20 protein-coding genes are annotated in these 21,260 nt (G+C 69.7%); 15 read left to right on the top strand and 5 right to left on the bottom strand.

Annotation, left to right across the window (positions count from 1 at the left end; translation table 11 throughout):
* Window positions 1-49: 49 nt before the first annotated feature.
* From RBB84_RS10570 to cofC, 3 genes are read right to left on the bottom strand one after another with little or no spacing between them, the layout of a single operon-like run.
* Window positions 50-1,006, bottom strand: coding sequence for a bifunctional NUDIX hydrolase/histidine phosphatase family protein (locus RBB84_RS10570; protein ID WP_033097801.1), 957 nt, complete (start codon window positions 1,004-1,006; stop codon window positions 50-52).
* A gap of 13 nt (window positions 1,007-1,019) precedes the next feature.
* Window positions 1,020-3,215 carry an RNA degradosome polyphosphate kinase gene (locus RBB84_RS10565; protein ID WP_006554520.1) on the bottom strand — a complete coding sequence of 732 codons (2,196 nt, stop codon included), beginning with the start codon at window positions 3,213-3,215 and terminating at the stop codon, window positions 1,020-1,022.
* On the bottom strand, window positions 3,212-3,913 hold the full coding sequence (gene cofC, locus RBB84_RS10560; protein ID WP_033097754.1) for a 2-phospho-L-lactate guanylyltransferase: 702 nt from the start codon (window positions 3,911-3,913) through the stop codon (window positions 3,212-3,214). The genes RBB84_RS10565 and cofC overlap by 4 nt, the downstream gene beginning before the upstream one ends.
* A gap of 239 nt (window positions 3,914-4,152) precedes the next feature.
* Here cofC and RBB84_RS10555 point away from each other — a divergent pair, with 239 nt between their 5' ends.
* The 14 genes from RBB84_RS10555 (at window position 4,153) to holA (ending at window position 18,929) form a co-directional block, all read left to right on the top strand.
* The gene (locus RBB84_RS10555; RefSeq protein WP_024101374.1) at window positions 4,153-5,151 is read left to right on the top strand and encodes an NAD(P)H-dependent glycerol-3-phosphate dehydrogenase; all 999 of its coding nucleotides are present in this window, start codon (window positions 4,153-4,155) and stop codon (window positions 5,149-5,151) included.
* A gap of 5 nt (window positions 5,152-5,156) precedes the next feature.
* Entirely contained in the window at window positions 5,157-6,317 is a 1,161-nt protein-coding gene (locus RBB84_RS10550) for a cystathionine gamma-lyase (RefSeq protein ID WP_082920933.1), read from the top strand.
* 71 nt (window positions 6,318-6,388) lie between these two features.
* Window positions 6,389-7,495, top strand: a complete 1,107-nt coding sequence (locus tag RBB84_RS10545) for a D-alanine--D-alanine ligase family protein (protein WP_024101372.1) — start codon at window positions 6,389-6,391, stop codon at window positions 7,493-7,495.
* Window positions 7,496-7,543: 48 nt separating this feature from the next.
* Complete coding sequence (locus RBB84_RS10540) at window positions 7,544-8,827, top strand: glutamate-5-semialdehyde dehydrogenase (RefSeq protein ID WP_019288368.1); 1,284 nt, start codon at window positions 7,544-7,546, stop codon at window positions 8,825-8,827.
* A gap of 29 nt (window positions 8,828-8,856) precedes the next feature.
* Window positions 8,857-9,753, top strand: coding sequence for a MoxR family ATPase (locus RBB84_RS10535; RefSeq protein WP_006554514.1), 897 nt, complete (start codon window positions 8,857-8,859; stop codon window positions 9,751-9,753).
* Window position 9,754: 1 nt separating this feature from the next.
* Window positions 9,755-11,200 (top strand): VWA domain-containing protein, encoded by a 1,446-nt coding sequence (locus RBB84_RS10530; protein ID WP_024101370.1) that lies wholly within the window; start codon window positions 9,755-9,757, stop codon window positions 11,198-11,200.
* Window positions 11,201-11,270: 70 nt separating this feature from the next.
* Window positions 11,271-11,933: a nicotinate-nucleotide adenylyltransferase gene (gene nadD, locus RBB84_RS10525; RefSeq protein ID WP_019288365.1), complete on the top strand. Its 663-nt coding sequence runs from the start codon at window positions 11,271-11,273 to the stop codon at window positions 11,931-11,933.
* Complete coding sequence (gene rsfS / locus RBB84_RS10520) at window positions 11,930-12,337, top strand: ribosome silencing factor (protein ID WP_024101369.1); 408 nt, start codon at window positions 11,930-11,932, stop codon at window positions 12,335-12,337. Before nadD ends, rsfS begins: the two co-directional genes overlap by 4 nt.
* A gap of 89 nt (window positions 12,338-12,426) precedes the next feature.
* A complete protein-coding gene (locus tag RBB84_RS10515; protein ID WP_230810365.1) occupies window positions 12,427-13,005 on the top strand; it encodes a histidine phosphatase family protein in 579 nt (192 codons plus the stop codon).
* A complete protein-coding gene (gene octT / locus RBB84_RS10510) occupies window positions 12,992-13,774 on the top strand; it encodes a diglucosylglycerate octanoyltransferase (RefSeq protein ID WP_006554509.1) in 783 nt (260 codons plus the stop codon). Before RBB84_RS10515 ends, octT begins: the two co-directional genes overlap by 14 nt.
* Window positions 13,775-13,779: 5 nt before the next feature.
* On the top strand, window positions 13,780-14,619 hold the full coding sequence (locus tag RBB84_RS10505; protein ID WP_006554508.1) for a DegV family protein: 840 nt from the start codon (window positions 13,780-13,782) through the stop codon (window positions 14,617-14,619).
* Window positions 14,620-14,764: 145 nt separating this feature from the next.
* The gene (locus RBB84_RS10500) at window positions 14,765-15,604 is read left to right on the top strand and encodes a ComEA family DNA-binding protein (protein ID WP_006554507.1); all 840 of its coding nucleotides are present in this window, start codon (window positions 14,765-14,767) and stop codon (window positions 15,602-15,604) included.
* On the top strand, window positions 15,601-17,961 hold the full coding sequence (locus tag RBB84_RS10495) for a DNA internalization-related competence protein ComEC/Rec2 (protein ID WP_052040096.1): 2,361 nt from the start codon (window positions 15,601-15,603) through the stop codon (window positions 17,959-17,961). The genes RBB84_RS10500 and RBB84_RS10495 overlap by 4 nt, the downstream gene beginning before the upstream one ends.
* On the top strand, window positions 17,958-18,929 hold the full coding sequence (holA, locus tag RBB84_RS10490; protein WP_006554506.1) for a DNA polymerase III subunit delta: 972 nt from the start codon (window positions 17,958-17,960) through the stop codon (window positions 18,927-18,929). The genes RBB84_RS10495 and holA overlap by 4 nt, the downstream gene beginning before the upstream one ends.
* Before the next feature lie 148 nt (window positions 18,930-19,077).
* Here the strand turns inward: holA and rpsT are convergent, their stop codons facing one another.
* Window positions 19,078-19,338 carry a 30S ribosomal protein S20 gene (gene rpsT, locus RBB84_RS10485; protein WP_006554505.1) on the bottom strand — a complete coding sequence of 87 codons (261 nt, stop codon included), beginning with the start codon at window positions 19,336-19,338 and terminating at the stop codon, window positions 19,078-19,080.
* A gap of 363 nt (window positions 19,339-19,701) precedes the next feature.
* On the opposite strand from rpsT, the gene RBB84_RS10480 reads away from it, so the two are divergent.
* Window positions 19,702-20,523: an aquaporin gene (locus RBB84_RS10480; RefSeq protein ID WP_006554504.1), complete on the top strand. Its 822-nt coding sequence runs from the start codon at window positions 19,702-19,704 to the stop codon at window positions 20,521-20,523.
* A gap of 27 nt (window positions 20,524-20,550) precedes the next feature.
* Here RBB84_RS10480 and RBB84_RS10475 read toward each other — a convergent pair whose 3' ends face one another.
* Window positions 20,551-21,219 carry a type II toxin-antitoxin system PemK/MazF family toxin gene (locus RBB84_RS10475; protein ID WP_019288360.1) on the bottom strand — a complete coding sequence of 223 codons (669 nt, stop codon included), beginning with the start codon at window positions 21,217-21,219 and terminating at the stop codon, window positions 20,551-20,553.
* Window positions 21,220-21,260: the final 41 nt, after the last annotated feature.

Raw genomic sequence — 21,260 nt, 5'->3', positions numbered from 1 at the left:
GACGACGGCGGCCGCCGGACATCCGGTGGCCGCCGTCGTGTGTACTCGGTCAGATGCTCTCGTCGTCCGCCGGTGGACGGCCCGTGGGAAGAGGGCTGTCGATGTGGTCGGCCGCGACGAGACGATCGCCGCGCAGCGACAACACCCACATGCTCGCCTTCCGGTTCCGCGCCGGAGGCAGCACGAGACCGTCGCGCTCGGCCCACCACTCCAGGAGCGGCGGGATCACCCTGCCCTGACTGGAAATCACGGGAGTGCCGGGACCGGACGCGATCTCCAGCGCCCGCTTGCGGCCGCGGTCCGGATCGGCGCGGTACTCCTCCTCCGACAGGGCCGGCTCGATGGCGATCTCGAGCCCGTGCCGGGAGGCGAAGGGTTCGACCGTCGCGATGCACCGCGTGCGGTCGGCGGACACCACGCTGTCGCCGCCGAACGCCGTCAACTGCGGAACGAGCGCCTCGGCCTGTGCCCGTCCGGACGCATCGAGGGGCCGGTAACGGTCGTCGCCCTTGTACTTCTTCCGACTACCCGCCTTGGCGTGCCGCACGATCAGCGCCATGGTCGTGTCCAGCGGCACCCGGCGGAACCGGCGCAGGACACTGCGGTCCATCGGATAGGACAACAGATCGAATGCCTCTTCGGGGGGCACCCAACGCAATTCGTCAACCTCGTCATTGGGCGCGAACTGCCCGTCGAGGCACCGCGCAGCCCAGTAGTCCACCCGCTTGAGCTTGCGGTGACCCGGAACGGGGTAGACGACCTTCCCGAGACTACTGCCGAGCGCGGAGCGGAATCCGGTCTCCTCCTCGATCTCCCGCACCGCGGCAACCACGGCCGTCTCACCCGCGTCGAGCTTGCCCTTCGGAAAGGACCAGTCGTTGTAGCGCGGGCGATGCACGAGCGCGACCTGCACATCGTCCGGAGCGTTCTCGTCGACAGGACGCCACAGGACCGCGCCCGCCGCGAAGATGTTGGCCTTCACGGGCTTGTCGCGTGATTCGGTCAACGTTCCCTCCACCTCAGGACGCACGACTACGCATGAGTTCGACCTGGTGGTCGCGGGCAGCGGTTCCCGGCTCGGGGGACGCCGTCCAGGTGCCGTCGCCCTCGAGAATCCAGCAGCGGGTGACCGGGTCGAGCGCGGAATCGAAGATGCCGTCCAGCTGCGCTGCGAGCCGGGTGTTCTTCACCTGCACCATCACCTCGACGCGACGGTCGAGGTTCCGGTGCATCATGTCGGCGCTACCGATCCAGTACTCGTCGCTGCCCCGGAAATGGAACAACCGCGAATGTTCGAGGAACCGCCCCAGAATCGAGCGCACCGTGATGTTCTCGCTCAGGCCGGGCACGCCCGGCTTGAGGGCACAGATCCCGCGCACGACCACCTCGGTCCGCACCCCCGCCCGCGACGCGCGGTAGAGCGCGTCGATCACCTGCTCGTCGACGAGGGCGTTGGCCTTGAGCCGGATCCCGCTGGGGCGACCGGCCGCGTGGTGCTCGATCTCACGCTCGACGCGTTCGATGATGCCCTTGCGGACTCCGTGCGGTGCGACGAGCAGATTGCGGTACTGCGCCTTCCGGGAGTATCCGGTGAGGGTGTTGAACAGGTCGGTGAGGTCGGCGCCGATCTCGGGTGACGACGTGAGCAGGCCGACGTCCTCGTAGAGACGCGCGGTCTTCGGGTTGTAGTTGCCGGTGCCGATGTGGCAGTAGCGGCGGATCGTCGAACCCTCGCGCCGCACGACCAGACAGGTCTTGCAGTGTGTCTTCAGACCTACGAGTCCGTATACGACGTGGACACCGGCCTGTTCGAGCTTGCGCGCCCACTTGATGTTGGCCTGCTCGTCGAAGCGTGCCTTGATCTCCACGAGCGCGACGACCTGCTTGCCCGCTTCGGCAGCGGCGATCAGGGCGTTGACGATGGGGGAGTCGCCCGACGTCCGGTACAGCGTCTGCTTGATCGCGAGGACCTGGCTGTCGGCGGCGGCCTGCTCGATGAACCGTTGCACGCTCGTGGAGAACGAGTCGTACGGGTGGTGGACGAGGATGTCGCCCTCGCGCAGGGTGGAGAACACGCTCTTCGGTGTCTCTCGCTCGCCGAAGGCGGGATGGGTCGCCGGCACGAAGGGGGCGTCCTTCAGATCCGGTCGGTCGACGGCGTGCACCTGCCACAGCGACGACAGATCGAGCAGCCCGGGCAACTGGACGACGTCCACCCGATCGACGTCGAGTTCGCGCAACAGGAGGTCGAGCATGTGCTCGGTCATGTCGTCCGACACCTCGAGCCGCACGGGAGATCCGAAGCGCCGCCGGGCGAGTTCGCGTTCGAGGGCTTGAAGGAGATCCTCGTCGCGGTCCTCCTCGACCTCGAAGTCGGCGTTGCGGGTGACGCGGAATGCGTGGTGCTCGACGATCTCCATGCCCGGGAACAACACGTCGAGATGGGCGGCGATCAGCTCCTCGAGCGGGAGGAAGGCCGGCAGTCCGTGCGACGAACCCGCGCGATCGACCCGGACGAACCGATCGACGTTGTCGGGCACCTTCACGCGCGCGAAGTGTTCACCGGACGACTGCGAATCCTTGACCGTGACAGCGAGGTTCAGGGACAGGCCGCTGATGTACGGGAAGGGGTGTGCGGGATCGACCGCGAGCGGCGTCAGGACCGGGAAGACCTGGTCGGCGAAATACTGTGTCAGTCGTCGGCGTTCGTCCTCCGTCAGATCCGCCCATCGGATGATCGAGATGCCTTCGGCCGCCAGGGCGGGCATGACCGAGTCGAGGAAGACCTGCGCGTGGCGACCGGCGAGTTCGCGCGTGCTCGACGCGATGAGCGCGAGCTGGGCGCGCGGGGTCAGTCCGTCCGCGGACCGGACCGACAACCCCGTCTCGGCGCGACGTTTCAGCCCGGCGACCCGCACCATGTAGAACTCGTCGAGATTCGACGCGAAGATCGCGAGGAACTTGGCGCGTTCGAGCAACGGCTGCGAGGTGTCCTCCGCGAGCGCGAGAACGCGGGCGTTGAAATCGAGCCAGCTCTGTTCGCGGTTGAGATAGCGGTCGACGGGAAGTGTGTTGTCGTGATCGGTCCTCGACTGCAGTCCCGTCGCGGCCGGAGGGGCGCTGGTGGCGGTCGCTACGCGACCGGCGGGTCGTGCGGCACCGGATGGTGCCGCGTGCTCGGAACTCGTGGGATCGGGGGAATCGCCGTTGGTCACGAGTTCATTGTTGCAGAGCGACGGCTCCCTGCAGCGCTGTCGCACGGGTGGCACAGGGGGAACTCGACCGTGTCGAGCACGGCCGCGGTGGCCGGTCCGACGCCGAGTTGCAGTGCGGCGGCAAGATCGTCCGGTGTGTCCACATCGAGTCGCAGTCCGGGGAGGGCGTCCGGTACCGGGTACGCACCGGCATCGATGTGGCGACCGGCCGATCCCGGACCGAACGACAGTGGCGGCAGGGTGCCGCTCACGCAGTGCAGCAACGCCGTCGTACCGCTCGCCGTGTGGTCGACGACCACGGCCGTTCCGGTCCGCCGCGCAGTCTCGCGTGCGAGCACGAAATCCTCGGGCCGCAGGGACGGAAGGTCGGCCTGCAACGCCACGAGTTCGGCGCCGGGTGCGTGCTCCCGCGCCCGGCGGGCCGCTGCGAGCAGTGCGGAGTTCAGTGGGTCGGGGGAGTCGGTACGCACCGGATCGGGGAGGACGTCCGCGCCGCAGTCCAGCGCCGCGGCCGCGACCCGCTCGTCGGCGGTGACGACGGTGACCGTCACGTCTCCGGCGGACAGCGCCGCCGTCACGGTGTCCTGCAGCATCGCAAGCACCAGTGATTCCCGTGCTGCCGGGGCGAGGACGTGCGAGAGCCGCGATTTCGCCAGGCCGAGGGCCTTGACGGGAACGAGCACGTGCGTCGCGGGCATTGCCCGATTGTGCCATCAGTATCGAATCGCACGGTCGTGCGAGGTGACGAACCGCACGAGCGCCCGGTGCGACCGGGTCGTGTGCGGTCCGTCCTCCGACCCGGCGCGGTGTCGGTGGAGCCTGCGCGATACTGGGTGCGACCGTGGGTGGTGACCGCCCGGACCGAACCGGTCGCGACCGCCCGCTCCGGGCCGATCGCGAGCGTGAGTGCCGGGCATCGGATGAGAGTGAGGATGGCGTGACCACAGCAGCAGTTCTGGGCGCGGGTTCGTGGGGGACGGCGTACGCCAAGGTGCTGGCCGACGCCGGAACGGACGTGACGATCTGGGCGCGGCGCGAGGAGGTGGCGCGTGGCATCGCCGAGCGGCACGAGAACTCCGACTATCTACCCGGTGTGGAACTGCCGCACTCGTTGAAGGCGACGGCCGATCATCGGGTGGCCCTCGAGGGCGCCGATTTCGTGGTCCTCGCCGTCCCGAGTCAGACCCTGCGTACCAATCTCGAGGAGTGGAAGGCAGATATCGGACCGGACGCGACACTTCTCAGTCTCGCCAAGGGAATCGAGAGCGGCACCCTGATGCGCATGAGTCAGGTGATCGGTCAGGTCACCGGCGCCGAGCAGAATCGCATCGCCGTGCTGTCCGGCCCCAACCTCGCCCGTGAGATCGCCGAGGGGCAACCGGCCGCGACCGTCATCGCGTGCCCCGATTCCACCCGCGCCATGGAGATCCAGAAATCCTGCGCCACAAAATATTTCCGTCCGTACACGAACTCCGACGTCATCGGCTGCGAGGTCGGCGGCGCCTGCAAGAACGTCATTGCCCTCGCGTGCGGCATGGCCGCCGGAGTCGGGCTCGGTGAGAACACCGTCGCGAGCATCATCACCCGCGGTCTCGCCGAGATCACCCGGCTCGGAACCGCCCTCGGGGCCAAGCCGGCCACGCTCGCCGGTCTCGCCGGTGTCGGCGATCTTGTCGCCACATGTACGTCCCCGTTGTCCCGCAACCGTTCGTTCGGCGAACGACTCGGCCGCGGTGAGTCCCTCGAGAGCGCGCAGGAGGCCACCCACGGTCAGGTGGCCGAAGGGGTCAAGTCGTGCACCTCGGTCCGCGCCCTCGCAGCGAGTTACGACGTCGAGATGCCGCTCACCGACGCCGTGCACCGCGTGTGCCACGAAGGCATGTCGGTGCAGGACGCGATCGGGCAGCTGCTCGGACGCCGGATCAAGCCGGAATGAGTGGCATGACGGGCGATTCGACTCGCTGTGTGAAGGCAGTTGCACACGAGGGTGTTCCGGGCTCCCCGCTGCAGGCGGGACCGGTCTTCGCGGCGCCGTATCTCCTCGGGGAGGACGAGCGCGACGACGTCGACACCTATGCGCGGGCCTCGAATCCCGGCTGGCGCGCACTCGAATCGGCGCTCGCCGACCTCGAGCACGCCTCGGCCGCCCGCGTCGTCGGCTCGGGAATGTCGGCGATCACGGTCGCCCTGCGATCCCTCGTGGCCCCGGGCGGCACGGTCGTCGTCCCCTCCGACGGTTACTACCAGGTGCGCACGTACGCGCAGGAATTCCTGGCGCCGCACGGAGTGAAGGTCGTCGAGATGTCGGTCGCGGAGTTCGGTGACGGCACCCTGACCGACGTTCTGGTGACCGCTCCCGACAATTCCGTCGTACTGGTCGAGACCCCGTCGAATCCAGGCCTCGACACCGTCGACCTGCGCGCGATCGCGACCGCGTGCCACGTCTCCGACGCGCTCCTGCTCGTCGACAACACCACCGCCACACCCCTGGGCCAGCTGCCCCTCGATCTCGGCGCCGACGTCGTGGTGGCCAGCGGGACGAAATCGCTCAGCGGACACAGTGACCTGCTGTGCGGATACATCGCCGTCGCGGATCCCGAACTGCTGCCCGCGATCGACCGGGAACGACTGTTGTCGGGAACCGTGCTGGGACCCTTCGAGACCTGGCTCGCGCACCGCAGCCTCGGCACCGCCGGACTGCGCTTCGAACGGCAGTGCGCCAACGCGCTCGCCGTCGCCGGGATGCTGCTCGAGCACGCCGCTGTCACGGACGTCCGCTATCCCGGACTCGCCGGCGACCCCGCCCACGCCGTGGCGGCCGGCCAGATGAGCCGCTTCGGCCCCCTCGTCACCTTCCGGCTACCCGGCCGCGACGAGGTGCACCGCTTCGTCCGCGCGGCCACGCTCGTCGCACCCGCCACCAGCTTCGGCGGTATCCACACGACAGCGGATCGTCGCGCACGATGGGGCGATGCGGTGCCGGAGGGATTCGTCCGGTTGTCGTGCGGAATCGAGGACACCGCGGATCTGCTCGCCGATCTCGACGCGGCGCTGAAGGAGACGACCCTCCACCGAGGGAGACCGGAGCCCGCGGAGACATAGCAGGGTGTCCGGCCCCACCCGCGTAGGACTCGCTCGACACGCGGAGATCGCCACCCGGTACGGTTCGACACGTGAGTATGCCCCGAACCCGGGTGGCCGTCGTCTTCGGTGGTCGCAGCAACGAACATTCCGTCTCCTGCATCTCGGCAGGGAGCATCCTGCGCAACCTGGATCCGGAGAAGTACGAGGTCGTGCCCATCGGCATCACTCCCGAGGGCGCATGGGTCCTCGGCGACGCGGACCCGGCCGGCCTCGCCGCGGCCGGTCGCGAACTGCCCGTCGTCGCCGGCGACGGCTCCGATCTCGTCCTCACCGCGGATCCGACCCGCGGTGGCGACATCGTCGCCCTCGACGAGGGCTCCTACGGCCGGGTGCTCGCCTCGGTCGACGTGGTGTTCCCGGTCCTGCACGGCGCCTACGGCGAGGACGGCACCATCCAGGGTCTGCTCGAACTCGCGGACATCCCGTACGTCGGTCCCGGGGTTCTTGCCAGCGCCGCCGGGATGGACAAGGAGTTCACCAAGAAACTGCTCGCGGCCGAAGGCCTGCCCGTCGGCTTCCAGATCGTCCTGCGTCCCGGCACCGCGACCCTCACCGAGGAGCAGAAGACCCGCCTCGGCCTGCCCGTCTTCGTCAAGCCCGCCCGCGGCGGATCGTCCATCGGCATCAGTCGCGTGGCCGACTGGGCCGCCTTCGACGACGCCGTCGCGAAGGCCCGGCAGCACGACCCCAAGGTCATCGTCGAGTCCGCGATCATCGGCCGCGAGGTGGAGTGCGGCGTGCTCGAGTTCCCGGACGGCGACGTCCGCGCGAGTGTCGTCGCCGAGATCCGCATGCCCGACACCTCCGACGACCACGAGGCGTTCTACGACTTCGACACGAAGTACCTCGACGACGTCTGCGAGTTCGACGTCCCGGCCAAGCTCGACGAGGAGACCTCCGACCGGATCCGCGAACTCGCGGTCCGGGCGTTCCGCGCCCTCGACTGCCACGGCCTGTCCCGCGTCGACTTCTTCGTCACCGAGGACGGACCGGTGATCAACGAGATCAACACGATGCCCGGATTCACCTCCATCTCGATGTACCCGCGGATGTGGGAGGCCACCGGCGTGGAGTACGCCGAGCTGCTGTCGATCCTGGTGGAGACGGCGCTGGCGCGGGGCACCGGCCTGCGCTGACGGCACACGGCCTGTCGGCTTCCGCGAGGATCCGACTAGGCTGGATACATGACTGCCGTGACCCCCGACTCAGCTGCGACCGACGCCGGCACGGACACCCGTGAGGCCGTCCACGAGGCCGCGCGTCGCGCCCGCGTGGCCTCCCGTCGTCTCGCGTTGCTCACCACCATCGAGAAGGACGCGGCTCTGCACGCCGCGGCCGACGCTCTGCTCGCCGCCGCCGACACCGTCCTCGCCGCGAACGCGGAGGACATCGAGGCCGCCCGCGCCGGTGGCACCGAAGAGGCCATCCTCGACCGGCTGCGCCTGACCTCCGCCCGGATCGACGGGATCGCCGCCGGCCTGCGCCAGGTGGCCGGACTGCCCGACCCGATCGGCGGCGTCGTCCGCGGCTCGACGCTGCCGAACGGTCTCGAGCTGCGCCAGGTGCGCGTCCCGCTCGGCGTGGTCGGCATGGTCTACGAAGCACGGCCCAACGTCACGGTCGACGCATTCGGTCTCGCCCTGAAGTCCGGCAACGCCGCGCTGCTGCGCGGCTCGTCGTCCGCGGCCCGCTCCAACGCCGCGCTCGTCGAGGTGCTGCGCGCCTCGCTCGAGAGCCGGGGCATCCCCGCCGATGCCGTGCAGCTGCTGCCGAGCGCCGACCGCTCGTCGGTCACGCATCTGATCCAGGCCCGAGGCCTGGTCGACGTCGTGATCCCGCGCGGTGGCGCCGGTCTGATCGCCGCGGTGGTGCGCGACGCGACCGTCCCCACGATCGAGACGGGCACCGGCAACTGCCACGTCTACGTCCACTCCGCGGCCGATCTGGAGATGGCGGAGAAGATCGTGATCAACGCGAAGACCCGCCGGCCCAGCGTGTGCAACACCGCCGAGACGATCCTCGTCGACGAGGCGATCGCCGACACCGCCGTCCCGAAGCTCCTGCAGGCATTCCAGCAACACAGCGTGACGGTCCACGGCGACCTGCCCGGCCTCGTGCCCGCGACCGACCAGGACTGGTCCGACGAGTACCTCTCGCTCGACGTCGCCCTCGCGGTGGTCGACGACCTCGACGCGGCCGTCGACCACATCGACCGTTACGGCACCGGCCACACCGAGGCGATCGTCACCTCGGACCTCGCCGCTGCTCGGGAGTTCACGACGCGCGTGGACGCCGCAGCCGTTATGGTCAACGCTTCGACGGCGTTCACGGACGGCGAGCAGTTCGGATTCGGCGCGGAGATCGGCATCTCCACCCAGAAGCTGCACGCTCGCGGCCCGATGGGTCTGCCCGAACTGACGTCGACGAAGTGGGTGGTGTGGGGCGACGGCCACACCCGTCCCGCCTGATCGAGACCGGCCCGACGAAAGGAACCAGTGTGGATCGTGCGCTGCCCACCACCCCGCCGATCTTCGCGGACGTCCAGGACGTCGTCGATCGTCTGGCCGGTACCGGTTATCTCGCCGACAAGTCCACCGCGACCGCGGTGTTCCTCGCCGATCGCCTCGGCAAGCCGTTGCTGATCGAGGGACCCGCGGGCGTGGGCAAGACCGAACTTGCCCGCGCCGTCGCCGAGACCTCCGAGGCCGAACTCGTGCGCTTGCAGTGCTACGAGGGTGTCGACGAGTCCCGCGCACTGTACGAGTGGAACCACGCCAAGCAGATCCTGCGCATCCAGTCGGCAGGGGCGACCGCCGCGGCGGGCGAGTCGTGGGACCGCACCAAGGAAGACGTCTTCTCCGAGGAGTTCCTGCTGTCGCGGCCGCTGCTCACCGCGATCCGCCGCGAGGATCCGACCGTGCTGCTCGTCGACGAGGTCGACAAGGCCGACGTGGAGATCGAAGGCCTGCTGCTCGAGGTGCTCAGTGACTTCGCGGTCACGGTGCCCGAACTCGGCACCATCCGGGCCACCCGCAAGCCGTTCGCGGTGCTCACCTCGAACGCCACCCGCGAGTTGTCCGAAGCGCTCAAGCGCCGGTGCCTGTTCCTGCACCTGGACTTCCCCGACGCCGACCTCGAACGACGCATCCTCGCCAGCCGGGTCCCCGATCTGCCCGACGCGCTCGCCGACCAACTCGTACGCACGGTCCGCGTGCTCCGCGGCATGCAACTCAAGAAGGTGCCGTCGGTGGCCGAGACGATCGACTGGGGTCGCACCCTGCTCGCACTAGGACTCGACACCCTCGACGACACCGCGCTGCGCAGCACGCTCGGCGTGATCCTCAAGCACCAGTCCGACCAGATCCGCGCTGCCGCCGAGCTCCGGTTGAACTGACATGGCCGCCGCGCACCTTCCCGGATCCGAGGCGCCCCCGGCACCCCACGGACTGCCCGGGCACCTGGTCGGATTCGTCGAGGCGCTGCGCCGCCGCGGCATCGCGGTCGGGCCGTCCGAGACGGTCGACGCCGGACGGGTCATGACGGTGCTCGATCTCCTCGATCGGGAGGCCCTCCGCGAAGGCCTCGCGTGCACCCTGCTCCGCCGGTCCACACACCGGCCGACCTTCGACGCCCTGTTCGACCTGTGGTTCCCGCCCGCGATCGGACGCCGCGAGGCCACCGACCCTCAGGCGAGCATCCCACGCACCCCCACGGGGGAGGTCGACTTCGAGGCCCTACGCGATCTCATCGCCGAGCTGCTGTCCGACGAGTCGCCGGAGGCACTCGAGGCCTCCGAGATGCTCGTCTCCGCCATCGTCGAGGAACTCGGCCAGTATGCGTCGTCGAACGGCCCGTCCTTCTCGGCCTATCAGGCGCTTCGCGACGTCTCCCCGGACACCCTGCTCACGAAGATCCTCGAGGGACTGCTCGGCAACAGCACCCGCGAGGAACGCGACGACGCCGCCTACGAGAGCGAGGTCGCGCGGCGCACCGCCGCCCAGCGCATCGCCGATTTCCGGGCGATGGTCGAACGGGAGACCCGGCGACGCACCGCCGAGCAGCTCGGCCGCGAACGCGTCGAGAAGTACGGGGTGCCCAAGCTTGCCGAGGAGGTCGACTTCCTGCGCGCGTCCGACGCGGAACTCGTCGCCCTGCGCCGCAGCGTCATGCCGCTCGCGCGTCTGCTCGCGAGCCGTCTCGCGGCGCGCCGCCGGCGCGCTCGTGCCGGCGCCATCGACCTGCGGCGCACACTGCGCAAGTCCATGTCGACCGGTGGCGTGCCCATCGACCTGGTCAACCGCAAGCCCCGTCCGGCGCGTCCCGAACTCGTCGTGCTCTGCGACGTCTCCGGCTCCGTCGCCGGCTTCTCGCACTTCACGTTGCTGCTCGTGCACGCCCTACGCGAACAGTTCTCCCGCGTGCGCGTGTTCGCGTTCATCGACACCGCCGACGAGGTCACCCATCATTTCGCCGCAGGGTCCGATCTGGGCGAGTCCATGTCGCGGATGCTGAAGGAAGCGGAGCTGATCACCTACGACGGTCACTCCGACTACGGACACGCCCTCGGCGGCTTCGCCGAGAACCACGCCCACGCCCTCACCAGCCGCAGCTCGCTGCTGATCCTCGGCGACGGCCGCACGAACTACCGCAATCCGAACCTCGAAGTCCTCGAACATCTCGTGTCCGTCGCACGGCACGCGCACTGGCTCAATCCCGAGCCGAAGGGACAATGGGGTTCGGGGGATTCGGCCGCCAGGGTCTACAGCGAGGTCGTCACGATGCACGAGTGCCGGTCGGCGCAGCAGCTCGCAACGGTGGTGGCGAGTCTGCTCCCCGTGTGAACCCGTAAGCTGGACAACCGTGCATCAGCCAACGGATCGGCCCTCGGCCCCCAGGCGCCGCCTGGGCGTCATGGGTGGAACGTTCGACCCGATCCACCACGGACACCTCGTGGCGGCCAGCGAGGTCGCCGCGAGCTTCGACCTGGACGAAGTGATCTTCGTGCCCACCGGGCAACCCTGGCAGAAGACCGGACGCGACGTCAGCCCCGCCGAGGACCGTTACCTGATGACGGTGATCGCGACCGCATCCAACCCGCGGTTCTCCGTCAGCCGCGTCGACATCGATCGACGCAAACCCACCTATACCGTCGACACCCTGCGCGATCTCAGCGAGCAGTATCCCGACGCGGATCTGTACTTCATCACCGGCGCGGACGCACTGGGATCGATCCTGTCCTGGCAGGACTGGCAGACCCTGTTCGACCTCGCCCGCTTCGTCGGGGTGTCCCGACCCGGATACGACCTTCACGCCGAACACCTGGCACCGCATCTGGACGAACTCCCGGCCGAGGCGGTGAGCCTGGTGGAGATCCCGGCACTGGCGATCTCCTCCACGGACTGCCGCAGGAGGGCCCGCGAGAACCGTCCCGTCTGGTATCTGGTCCCCGACGGAGTGGTGCAGTACATCAGCAAACGCCGGCTCTACCGCACGAATACGCACCCCGACGGAGATCCCGTCCCGGTGTTCGACGGAAACACCCCCGGCACCATCGAGAGAAAGAGCACGCAGTGAGCGCAACGGCAGAAGCCACGGAGATGGCCCGAATCGCAGCCCTGGCCGCCGACGAGAAACTCGCCACCGACGTCGTGGTGCTCGACGTGTCCGAGCAACTGGTGATCACCGATTGCTTCGTCATCGCGTCCGCACCCAACGAGCGTCAGGTCAACGCCATCGTCGACAACGTCGAGGAGAAGCTGCGCGAGGCCGGCCACAAGCCCGTCCGCCGCGAGGGCACCCGCGAGGGACGGTGGACGTTGCTCGACTACGTCGACGTCGTGGTGCACATCCAGCACGAGGACGAGCGCAACTTCTATGCCCTCGACCGCCTGTGGAAGGACTGCCCGACCATCGAGGTCGACGGTGTGGGTGGCCCCCGTTCGGCGATCGACGCCGCCGACTCGCCGGAGGACGTGTGAGTCGTCCGGAGGAGGGTTCGCAGAGCCCGCGGGTGCGGCAGCTGGTGCTGCTGCGCCACGGCCAGACCGAGTACAACGCCACGCGGCGGATGCAGGGCCAGCTCGACACCGACCTCTCCGAGCTCGGCCGGCAGCAGGCGCTCGCCGTCGCCGACGCGATCGCCCGGTTCGATCCGCTCGCCGTCGTCTCGTCCGATCTGCGCCGCGCCTACGACACGGCGACCGCGCTCGGCGATCGCATCGGGCTGCCGGTCGCGATCGACACGCGGCTGCGCGAGACGCATCTCGGCGAATGGCAGGGCCTGACCCACACCGAGGTCGACGCCGTGGCCCCGGGCGCGCGCAGCGCGTGGCGCGCCGACGCGACCTGGGCACCGCCGGGTGGCGAGAACCGGATCGACGTCGCGCGGCGCAGCATGGCCGTCGTCGGCGAACTGCTCGACAAGTACGAGGACTGGAGCGATCGGCCCATCGTGCTGGTCGCACACGGGGGTCTGATCGCCGCGCTCACCGCCGCCCTGCTCGACCTGCCCGTCGATCGGTGGTCCGTCCTCGGCGGTCTCGGGAACACCGGCTGGGTGCAGCTCAGCGGATACGGCGAGGTGCCGTCCTGGCGCCTCGACGTCTGGAACGCGTCGGCCACAGTGGCGCCCGATGACGTCCTCTGAACCCACGCCGATCGGAACCGACGCCGCCCCGCAGCGCCCGGTCCTGCTGGTGATCGGTGACTCCCTGAGCTACTACGGCCCGAAGGGCGGCCTGCCCGCCGACCATCCGCAGATCTGGCCCAACCTGGTCGCGGCCGAACTCGGATGGGACGTCGAACTCGTCGCCCGGATCGGGTGGACCACACGCGACGCGTGGTGGGCCATGACCCAGGACCCGCGGGTGTGGGCCGCGATCCCGCACGCCGGAGCCGTCGTCCTGGCCGTGGGCGGGATGGACACCCTCCCGTCCCCGCTGCCCACCGCACTGCGGGAGGGCCTGCGCTACATCCGCCCGCCGGCCCTGCGTCGCGCGGCGCGTAACGCCTACGGGTGGTTGCAGCCGCGACTGTCACCGCTCGGGCGACCGGTGGCGCTCCCACCCCGGGTCAGCGTCGAGTACCTCGAAACGATCAGGGACGCATTGGCATACATGCGCCCCGATCTGCCCGTCATCGGCACCATGCCGTCGGTGCACCGCAGCGAGCAGTACCGGTCGGTGCATGCCGGCCGGCTCCCCGCGGCACGCGCGATCACCCGCTGGGCGGCCGAGAAGTCGGTTCCCCTCGTCGATCTCGCCGAAGCGGTGCGGGAGAACGTCTTCTCCGACGACGCCAATCCCGACGGGATCCACTGGGGTTGGGAAGGACACCGCCGTGTCGCCGCCGCTGTCGGCGACGCGGTCCGGATCGTGCATCGGGATGCGGAAGTCCCGGTGGAGGGCCTACGGTAGGCGTCGTGTCCGTCGTCGTCGTCACAGATTCGTCGAGTTGTATCGACCCTGAACTGGTCCGTCGGTACGACATCCGTGTTGTGCCACTGCACATCATCGCGGGCGGACGCGACCTCCGCGAGGGCGTCGACGAGTTGCCGGAGGACCTGTCGACCGTGACGACCTCCGGTCCGTCTCCCGCAGAACTGACCGACGCCTATACCGAGGCGCTCGAGGACAGTGGAGGAGACGGCGTCGTAGCCGTGCACCTCTCGCGGGTGCTGTCCGGGACATGGGACGCAGCTCGGCACGCCGCCGAATCGCTGGGCGACCGGATCCGGCTCGTCGATTCGCGGAACACCGCCATGGGTTCGGGTTTCGCCGTCCTCGAAGCGGTGCGCGCCGCACGGGCCGGAGAAGACCTGGCCCGGGTGTACGAGCGGGCCGTGGAGGTCGCGGCGTCCGCCCGGACCCTGCTCGTCGTCGACCGGCTCGACCACCTCCGTCGCGGTGGCCGGATCGGCACGGCCACAGCGCTGTTGGGTACCGCGCTCGCGATGAAGCCCGTGCTGCACATCTCCGACGGCAAGCTCGTCCTGCGGGAGAAGACCCGCACGATGACCAAGGCGATGGCCAAGCTCGTCGACGGAGCCGCGACCGACGTGGGCGACGAACCGCTCGTCGCGGTGCACCACCGTGGGGCACCCGAGCGGGCGCGCAGCCTCGTCGATCAGCTCGCACAGCGCCTTCCGGAAGGCACCGAGATCGTCGTGTCCGAACTCGACGCGGTTCTCGGCGCGCACGTCGGGCCGGGTGCGGTCGGTGTGGTCGTCGCCTCCGCGGCGACCGGTGTCTCCGAGGACTGACCACCTACACCACCTCCCGGCCCGGATGATGCCGGTGGAGGCCCCCTCCGGGCATTCATCCACAGGGGTGCGGGTCATCCACAACCCCGGCCGAATCGGCGCCGACACCGAATCCGGCGGTCGCGGCCGCGGCTAGCGTCGCGGCATGGCGAGCAGTGACCACCGTGATCTCGCGCGCACCCGCCTCGGCGCGATCACGCGTTCCTCGGCGATGCCCGCGGAACCGCCCTGGACCGACGACAGGTCGGCGAACGACCACCCCTGGGCGGATCCGGACGACGGCGACGAACCCCTCCACAGCGGTCCCGGCCGGGAACGATTCGTCGATCGGCTGACCGCAGCGCGATGGGACACCGGACGACGGGGAACCGCTGCACTCGCCGCGATCGGAGTACTCGCCGCCGCAGTGGCACTCGTCGTCGTGTGGCGCGACCGGCCGGTCCCCGAACCGGTACCGCCGCTGCCGAGAGTCGAAGTCGTGGACACGGCAGAGCCGTCCGCCGCGAGGGAGACGGACACGGCACAACCGGATTCCGCCGATTTCGTCGTCAGCGTCGTGGGTGCGGTGATACGCCCCGGGCTCGTGCGGCTGCCGGCGGGATCCCGTGTGGCCGACGCGCTCGACGCTGCCGGCGGTGCCGTCGACGGCGCCGACCTCATCGGCCTGAATCTGGCCCGGCGGGTCGCCGACGGTGACCAGATCGTCGTGGGAATCGCCCCGCCCCAACCTGTTCCGCAGGCCAGTGGAATCGTCGGGGCGCAGACACCGGGCGATGCTCCACCGGAGGCAGGCGGACCGGTGGATCTCAACACCGCCGACGAGACCGCGCTCGACGCGCTGCCGGGCGTCGGTCCCGTCACGGCAGCGGCGATCGTCTCGTGGCGCGACACCAACGGACCGTTCACGGACGTCGAACAACTCGGTGAGGTCGACGGGATCGGACCGGCGCGACTCGCGAGGCTGCGTGAACTGGTGACGGTGTGACCGGACGGAACGACGGGTCCGACGCCGCAACGGTTCTCGATGCCCGGCTGGTGCCGTGCGCGCTGGCCGCGTGGGCCGTGACACTTCTCGGGTTGTACACGGGATGGCGGATCGTCACCGCCGTGGCGGTCGCGGCCGTCGTCGGGTGCGCCGTGACGGTCCGTCTCGTCGCGACCGGTCGCATCCCACGCGGAGGTGCGCGGATCCTCCTCGCCGCACTGGCCGTCGTCGCGGGATTCGGGCCGGCCGCCGGTCTACGGATGTGGGCCGCCGACCAGCACCCGATCGCCTCCGCAGCGGAAAGGGGAGCGTGGGCCGGCGTCGTCCTCCTCCCCACCGACGACCCGCGACGCATCCGGGCCGCGGCCTTCGACGACACACCCCGGGTACGCATCCCGGCCCGGCTCGAGCACGTGATGGTCGGTGGACGATCCATGGACACCGGGGGATCGGTGGTGGTGCTCGCCCCGGCCGACTCGTGGGGAGATCTCCTGCCCGGGCAGTCCGTCACCGCACGCGTGCGGGCGGCGCCGCACACCGGGCCGGGCACCACGGTGGCGGTGCTCCACGCGGAGAACGCACCCACGGTCGTCGGCCCGCCCCCGGTGTGGCAGCGATGGGCTGGCACGGTACGCGACCGGCTCGCGCAGGTGGGTTCCGCGGTGCTTCCCGCCGATCGGGCCGGCCTGCTGCCCGGTCTCGTGGTGGGCGACACCACGGCGCTGACCGACGAGGTGCGGGAGGACTTCCGGGTGGCCGGACTGACGCATTTGACGGCCGTGTCCGGAGCCAACGTCAGCATCGTCCTCGGAGCGGTACTGCTCCTCGTGCGCGCGGTAGGACTCGGACCGCGTTCCGGGACCATCCTCGCCGCGACGGCTCTCGTCGCCTTCGTCGTCGTGGTCCGTCCGTCGGCGAGTGTGGTGCGCGCGGCCGCGATGGGATCGATCGGGTTGCTGGCATTCGTGACGGGTCGTGAGCGACAGGCACTTCCCGCCCTGTGCACCGCGGTGGGCGTACTGCTCGTACTCCTGCCCGACCTCGCCGTCGACGTCGGGTTCGCGCTGTCGGTGTCCGCGACGGCGGCACTGATCGTCGCCGCGCCACCTGTCGTGACCCGGCTCGTGGATCGCGGGTGGCCGCGTCCCATCGCGGAGGTCGCGGCAATGTCGCTGGTCGCGTTCGTAGCGACCGCACCTCTCGTCGCGGCGGTGAGCGGGACCGTGAGTGTCGTGTCGGTCGCGGCCAATGTCCTCGTCGCCCCGGTACTTGCGCCGCTGACGGTCCTCGGTTCGCTGGTCGCGCTGGGCGCCTCCGTCGTCCCGTGGGTTGGGGAGGTGCTCGCGCGCGGCACCGGGCCGTTCCTGTGGTGGCTGATCACGGTGGCCGACCGGGCGGCATCGTTGCCGTCGGCCGAACTCGAGGTGCCGGACGGGCCGGTGGGGGCAGTGGTCGCGGCGGTGCTGGTCGCGGTGGCGTGGTCGGTGGCTCGTCACCGGCGGGTGCGGATCACGGCTCTCGTGATTGCGGTGGCCGTCGCGGCGGTGTGGCTGCCGGTGCGGATGCTGCGACCGGGCTGGCCCGGAGCCGAATGGGTACTCGTCGCATGCGATGTCGGTCAGGGCGATGCGCTGGTGCTGGCGACGGGGGACGGGCGCGCGGTCGTCGTCGACACCGGACCCGAACCGGAACCCGTCGATCGGTGCCTGCGCCGGTTGAGGATTCGCCGTATCGCACTGCTCGTCGTGTCACACCTGCACGCCGACCACGCGGGTGGGATCCGCGGTGTCCTCACCGGGCGCTCGGTCGAGATGGTCGTGGTCGGGCCGGGTGCTGCCGGTGACGACGCGGCGGGTGTGCTCGACGCGGCGACCGGGGTCGGTGTCGTGGTGCGGGAAGCGGGTGCCGGTGCGACCCTGCGTGCGGGCGATCTCGACATCCGGGTGCTGGGCCCGGCCGGGCGACGGACAGGCGGTTCCGAGAACGACAACTCGCTCGTCCTGGCGGTCGACACCGTCGTGGGCCGGGTCCTGTTGCCGGGAGACGCGGAGGAGGCCGCGCTCGACGCACTCGTGCGGTCGGGCACCGACGTGCGTGCGGACGTGTTGAAGGTGCCGCACCACGGCTCGCGCACCACACCCGCACGCTTCCTCACCGCTGTGCGGCCGAGCGTCGCCCTCGTCAGCGCCGGGCGAGACAACCTGTTCGGGCATCCCCATCCCGAGATCGTCTCCACCCTGACCGGAATCGGGGCGCGGGTCCTGCGGACCGACCTGCACGGCGACGTTGCAGTGCTCCGTGCCGCCTCCGGGGCGCTCGCGGTGGTGTCGGACGTGCGTGGCACGATCGAACCGTGAGCGACGCGTCCCTGCATCTGATCCTCGGTGAGGAAGAACTGCTCGTCGACCGTGCCGTCGCGAAGATCGTGTCCGATGTCCGCACGCGCAGCGAAACTCCCGGCGATCTCCCCGTCTCCAGGCTCCGCGCCGGCGACGCGGGCGTACCCGAACTCGCCGAGCTGCTGAGTCCGTCGCTGTTCGCGGAAGAACGCATCGTGATCCTCGAATCCACCGCCGACGCCGGGAAGGACGCCGCGGCGCTGATCCTCGATGTCGCGGGCGATCCGCCTCCGGGCGTGACACTGGTGATCCTCCACAGCGGCGGGGGACGCACCAAGGCGATGGTGCCCGCGCTGCGCAAGCGCGGCGCCGAGGAGCACATGTGTGCCGCTCCCGCGAAGGCGGGGGAGAAGGCGGCGTGGGTGCGGACGTTCGTCCACAAGGAGTTCCAGGCTGCGGGGGTGCGAGTCTCGGGCGATGTCGAACAGCTCGTCATCGAGGCGGTGGGTTCCGACCTGCGCGAACTCGCTGCGGCGTGCAGCCAGCTCGTGGCCGACACCGGCGGCAAGATCGATGCTGCGGCCGTGCGACGCTACTACTCGGGCAAGGCCGAGGTGTCGGGATTCGACGTAGCCGAGAAGGCCGTGGCCGGCGATACGGCCGGTGCGCTCGAAGCGCTACGGTGGGCGATGCACCGCGGTGTCGCCCACGTGCTGCTCGCCGATGCTCTCGCCGACGCCGTGCACACGATCGCCCGGGTCGGCTCGGCCGGTCGCGGCGACCCGTTCTCCCTCGCGTCGTCGCTGGGTATGCCGCCGTGGAAGGTGAAGAAGGCGCAGGCGCAGGCGCGCACGTGGGCGCCGGCGTCTATCGGGACCGCACTCACGGTGGTCGCTGCGCTCAACGCCGACGTCAAGGGAGCCGCGGCCGATCCGGACTACGCCCTCGAGCACGCCGTGCGGGTCATCTCCGAGCTGGCGGCCTGAGGCTTCTCCGCCGTGCCCGTGCTCGTGCCCGCGGCCGATTCCGGGCGGGCGGCATCATTTCTGTCGTTCAACACCACGAAGGCCGTCCCCGGCAGGGGGACGGCCTTCGTGAAGCAGAGCCTGCGTCTACTACCTCGGAGCGATGAACTCAGAGCTTGTTGGCAAGCTTCGCGAGAGCAGACTTCTTGTTGGCAGCCTGGTTGGGGTGGATGACACCCTTGCTGGCAGCCTTGTCGAGCTGACGGCTCGTGGCGACGAGGAGCTCGTTGACCTTGTCCTTGTCGCCAGCGGCCGCAGCCTCGCGGAACGAACGGATCGCCGTACGAAGCGACGACTTCACCGACTGATTCCGGAGTCGGTTGCGCTCGTTGGTGCGAATCCGCTTCACCTGGGACTTGATGTTGGCCACGCGTAAAATCCTGTCGTCTTGCTGGTAGCTGGTAGGAAAGCTCTGGGTGCATCTGAGCACCGATGGACAAGGTTACCAAGAACGGATCGCAAAGCCCAAACCGGCGGTCGAATCACCCTTCTCACCGGCCTGATCGTTTCGGCCAGGACTACGCGCACCCGACTGTTGTTGTTGCGTGCCGCCGCGGGAGGGCATCTACATGGGCGGACACGCCACGGTGCACGATGTCGTTGTCGAGGTCACGGCGCATGCGTAATCTCCCTCACAGCGCGAACGACGAGTTCGCGGCTGCGGTGCATCGACTCGAAGTGTTCTACCACCAGGTTCCGCCTGCGAGCGGGACCACGAACATCGAGGTGACCCATGGAACCCCCACGCGATCCCGAGTCCCGAATCGACGAAGATCTCGCACGCCAGACCTCCCTGGAAATCAGAGACCCCGGTGAGTTCTCCGATCTGCGGAAGTACGTGGCGGAGGCGATCGGAACCTTCCTCCTGGTGTTCTCCGCGGTGGGTACCGCGGTGTTCGCCGGAACCTATGTCGGTCAGCTCGGCGTCGCACTGGCGTTCGGCCTGACCCTGCTGTTCCTCGTGTACACCATCGGCCCGATCTCCGGGTGTCACGTGAACCCGGCGGTGACGCTCGGGCAGCTCATCGTCGGTCACGTGACGCCGGTGCGCGCCGTGGGTTACTGGATCGCGCAGGTCGTCGGCGGTCTGGTCGCCGGTCTGACGCTCTACGCGGTGGCGTCGTCGTTGCCGAGCTACGACCGTGCCGCCGACGGCCTCGGGGCGAACGGCTGGGGCGCGCACAGCCCCTCGGCGGTGCACGGTCCGCTCGGCGGCGTGCTCGAGAACGGCTACGGCATCGGCGCGATGATCGTCGTCGAGGTCCTGCTCACGGCCGTGCTCGTCTTCGTGGTGCTGGGTGCGACCGATCAGGTGGCCGACGCGCCGATCGCCGGCATCGCCATCGGCTTCACTCTCGCGGTGATCCACCTGATCTCGATCCCGATCGACAACACGTCGGTCAATCCCGCCCGTAGCCTCGCCGTCGCCTTCTACCAGGACGGTGCGCTCGGGCAGCTGTGGGCATTCATCGTGTTCCCGCTCATCGGCGGAGCGCTCGGAGCGCTCGTCTACACCTTCCTCTTCGGGCGGCGGTACGGGCTCCGGGCCTCCTGAGGGCCTGCGGTCAGGGCGCGGCCCGATTCAGCTCCAGCCGAAATCGGTACGGAGCCGGGTCGCGACCTGATCGAATCGTGCGCGGGGGAGGATCGCGCCTTCGCGGCGGATGCCATCCTCGGGGACGTCGAGCACGCGATCGAGGCGCACCCAGCTCGGGCGGTTCTCCGCGTCCCACGGTCCGGAGCCGATTCCGAGCCAGTCGCGGTGACCGTCGCGGTCGGAGTTCGACGAGAGCATCAGCCCGAGCAGCGTCCTGTCGTCGCGGCCCACGACGAGCACCGGGCGGTCCTTGCCCTCCGTCGGATCTTCTTCATAGGCCACCCAGGTCCACACGATCTCGCCCGGATCGGCGCGACCGTCGAGGTCGGGGGAGTACTCGAGGCGGCGGGCACGCTGCGCCGTGGGCGTGGTGCGCGACGCCACCGGGCGACCGGGGGCCGGACGCTTCGTGCCGGACTGGGTCTTCGCGGCACCTGGCTTCGGCGCCGTGGTCCCGGACGCGCCCGGCTTCGGTGCCGCAGTGGTACCGCTCCCCGAGGTTCCGCTCGCTGCGCCGGTCCGGCCGGCCGCGTTCAACGCGGCGCGCGCCTTGTCGAGCGCCCCGGACTGCTGCAACTGCTGGTAGATCTTCGGACCCTGGTCGACGGCGAGACGCCCCAGCTGCCTGCCCAACTTCTTCCATGTACCGGCCACGGGAACCGAGCTTAACCGGACCTGACCCGGGCGAAATCCCG

It is taken from the genome of Rhodococcus sp. D-6 (assembly GCF_040256695.1).
GTDB classification, from domain to species: domain Bacteria; phylum Actinomycetota; class Actinomycetes; order Mycobacteriales; family Mycobacteriaceae; genus Rhodococcus; species Rhodococcus pyridinivorans.
The sequence above is the reverse complement of the archived record's forward strand: the minus strand, read 5'-3'. Positions and strand labels throughout refer to the sequence as shown.

Bases quoted from the DNA above. Each gene is read 5' to 3' on its own strand.
- cofC (WP_033097754.1), bottom strand. From the start codon at position 3,913: ATGCCCGCGACGCACGTGCTCGTTCCCGTCAAGGCCCTCGGCCTGGCG.
- RBB84_RS10550 (WP_082920933.1), top strand. From the start codon at position 5,157: ATGACGGGCGATTCGACTCGCTGTGTGAAGGCAGTTGCACACGAGGGT.
- RBB84_RS10540 (WP_019288368.1), top strand. From the start codon at position 7,544: ATGACTGCCGTGACCCCCGACTCAGCTGCGACCGACGCCGGCACGGAC.
- RBB84_RS10530 (WP_024101370.1), top strand. From the start codon at position 9,755: ATGGCCGCCGCGCACCTTCCCGGATCCGAGGCGCCCCCGGCACCCCAC.
- nadD (WP_019288365.1), top strand. From the start codon at position 11,271: ATGGGTGGAACGTTCGACCCGATCCACCACGGACACCTCGTGGCGGCC.
- RBB84_RS10515 (WP_230810365.1), top strand. From the start codon at position 12,427: ATGCAGGGCCAGCTCGACACCGACCTCTCCGAGCTCGGCCGGCAGCAG.
- octT (WP_006554509.1), top strand. From the start codon at position 12,992: ATGACGTCCTCTGAACCCACGCCGATCGGAACCGACGCCGCCCCGCAG.
- RBB84_RS10500 (WP_006554507.1), top strand. From the start codon at position 14,765: ATGGCGAGCAGTGACCACCGTGATCTCGCGCGCACCCGCCTCGGCGCG.
- RBB84_RS10480 (WP_006554504.1), top strand. From the start codon at position 19,702: ATGGAACCCCCACGCGATCCCGAGTCCCGAATCGACGAAGATCTCGCA.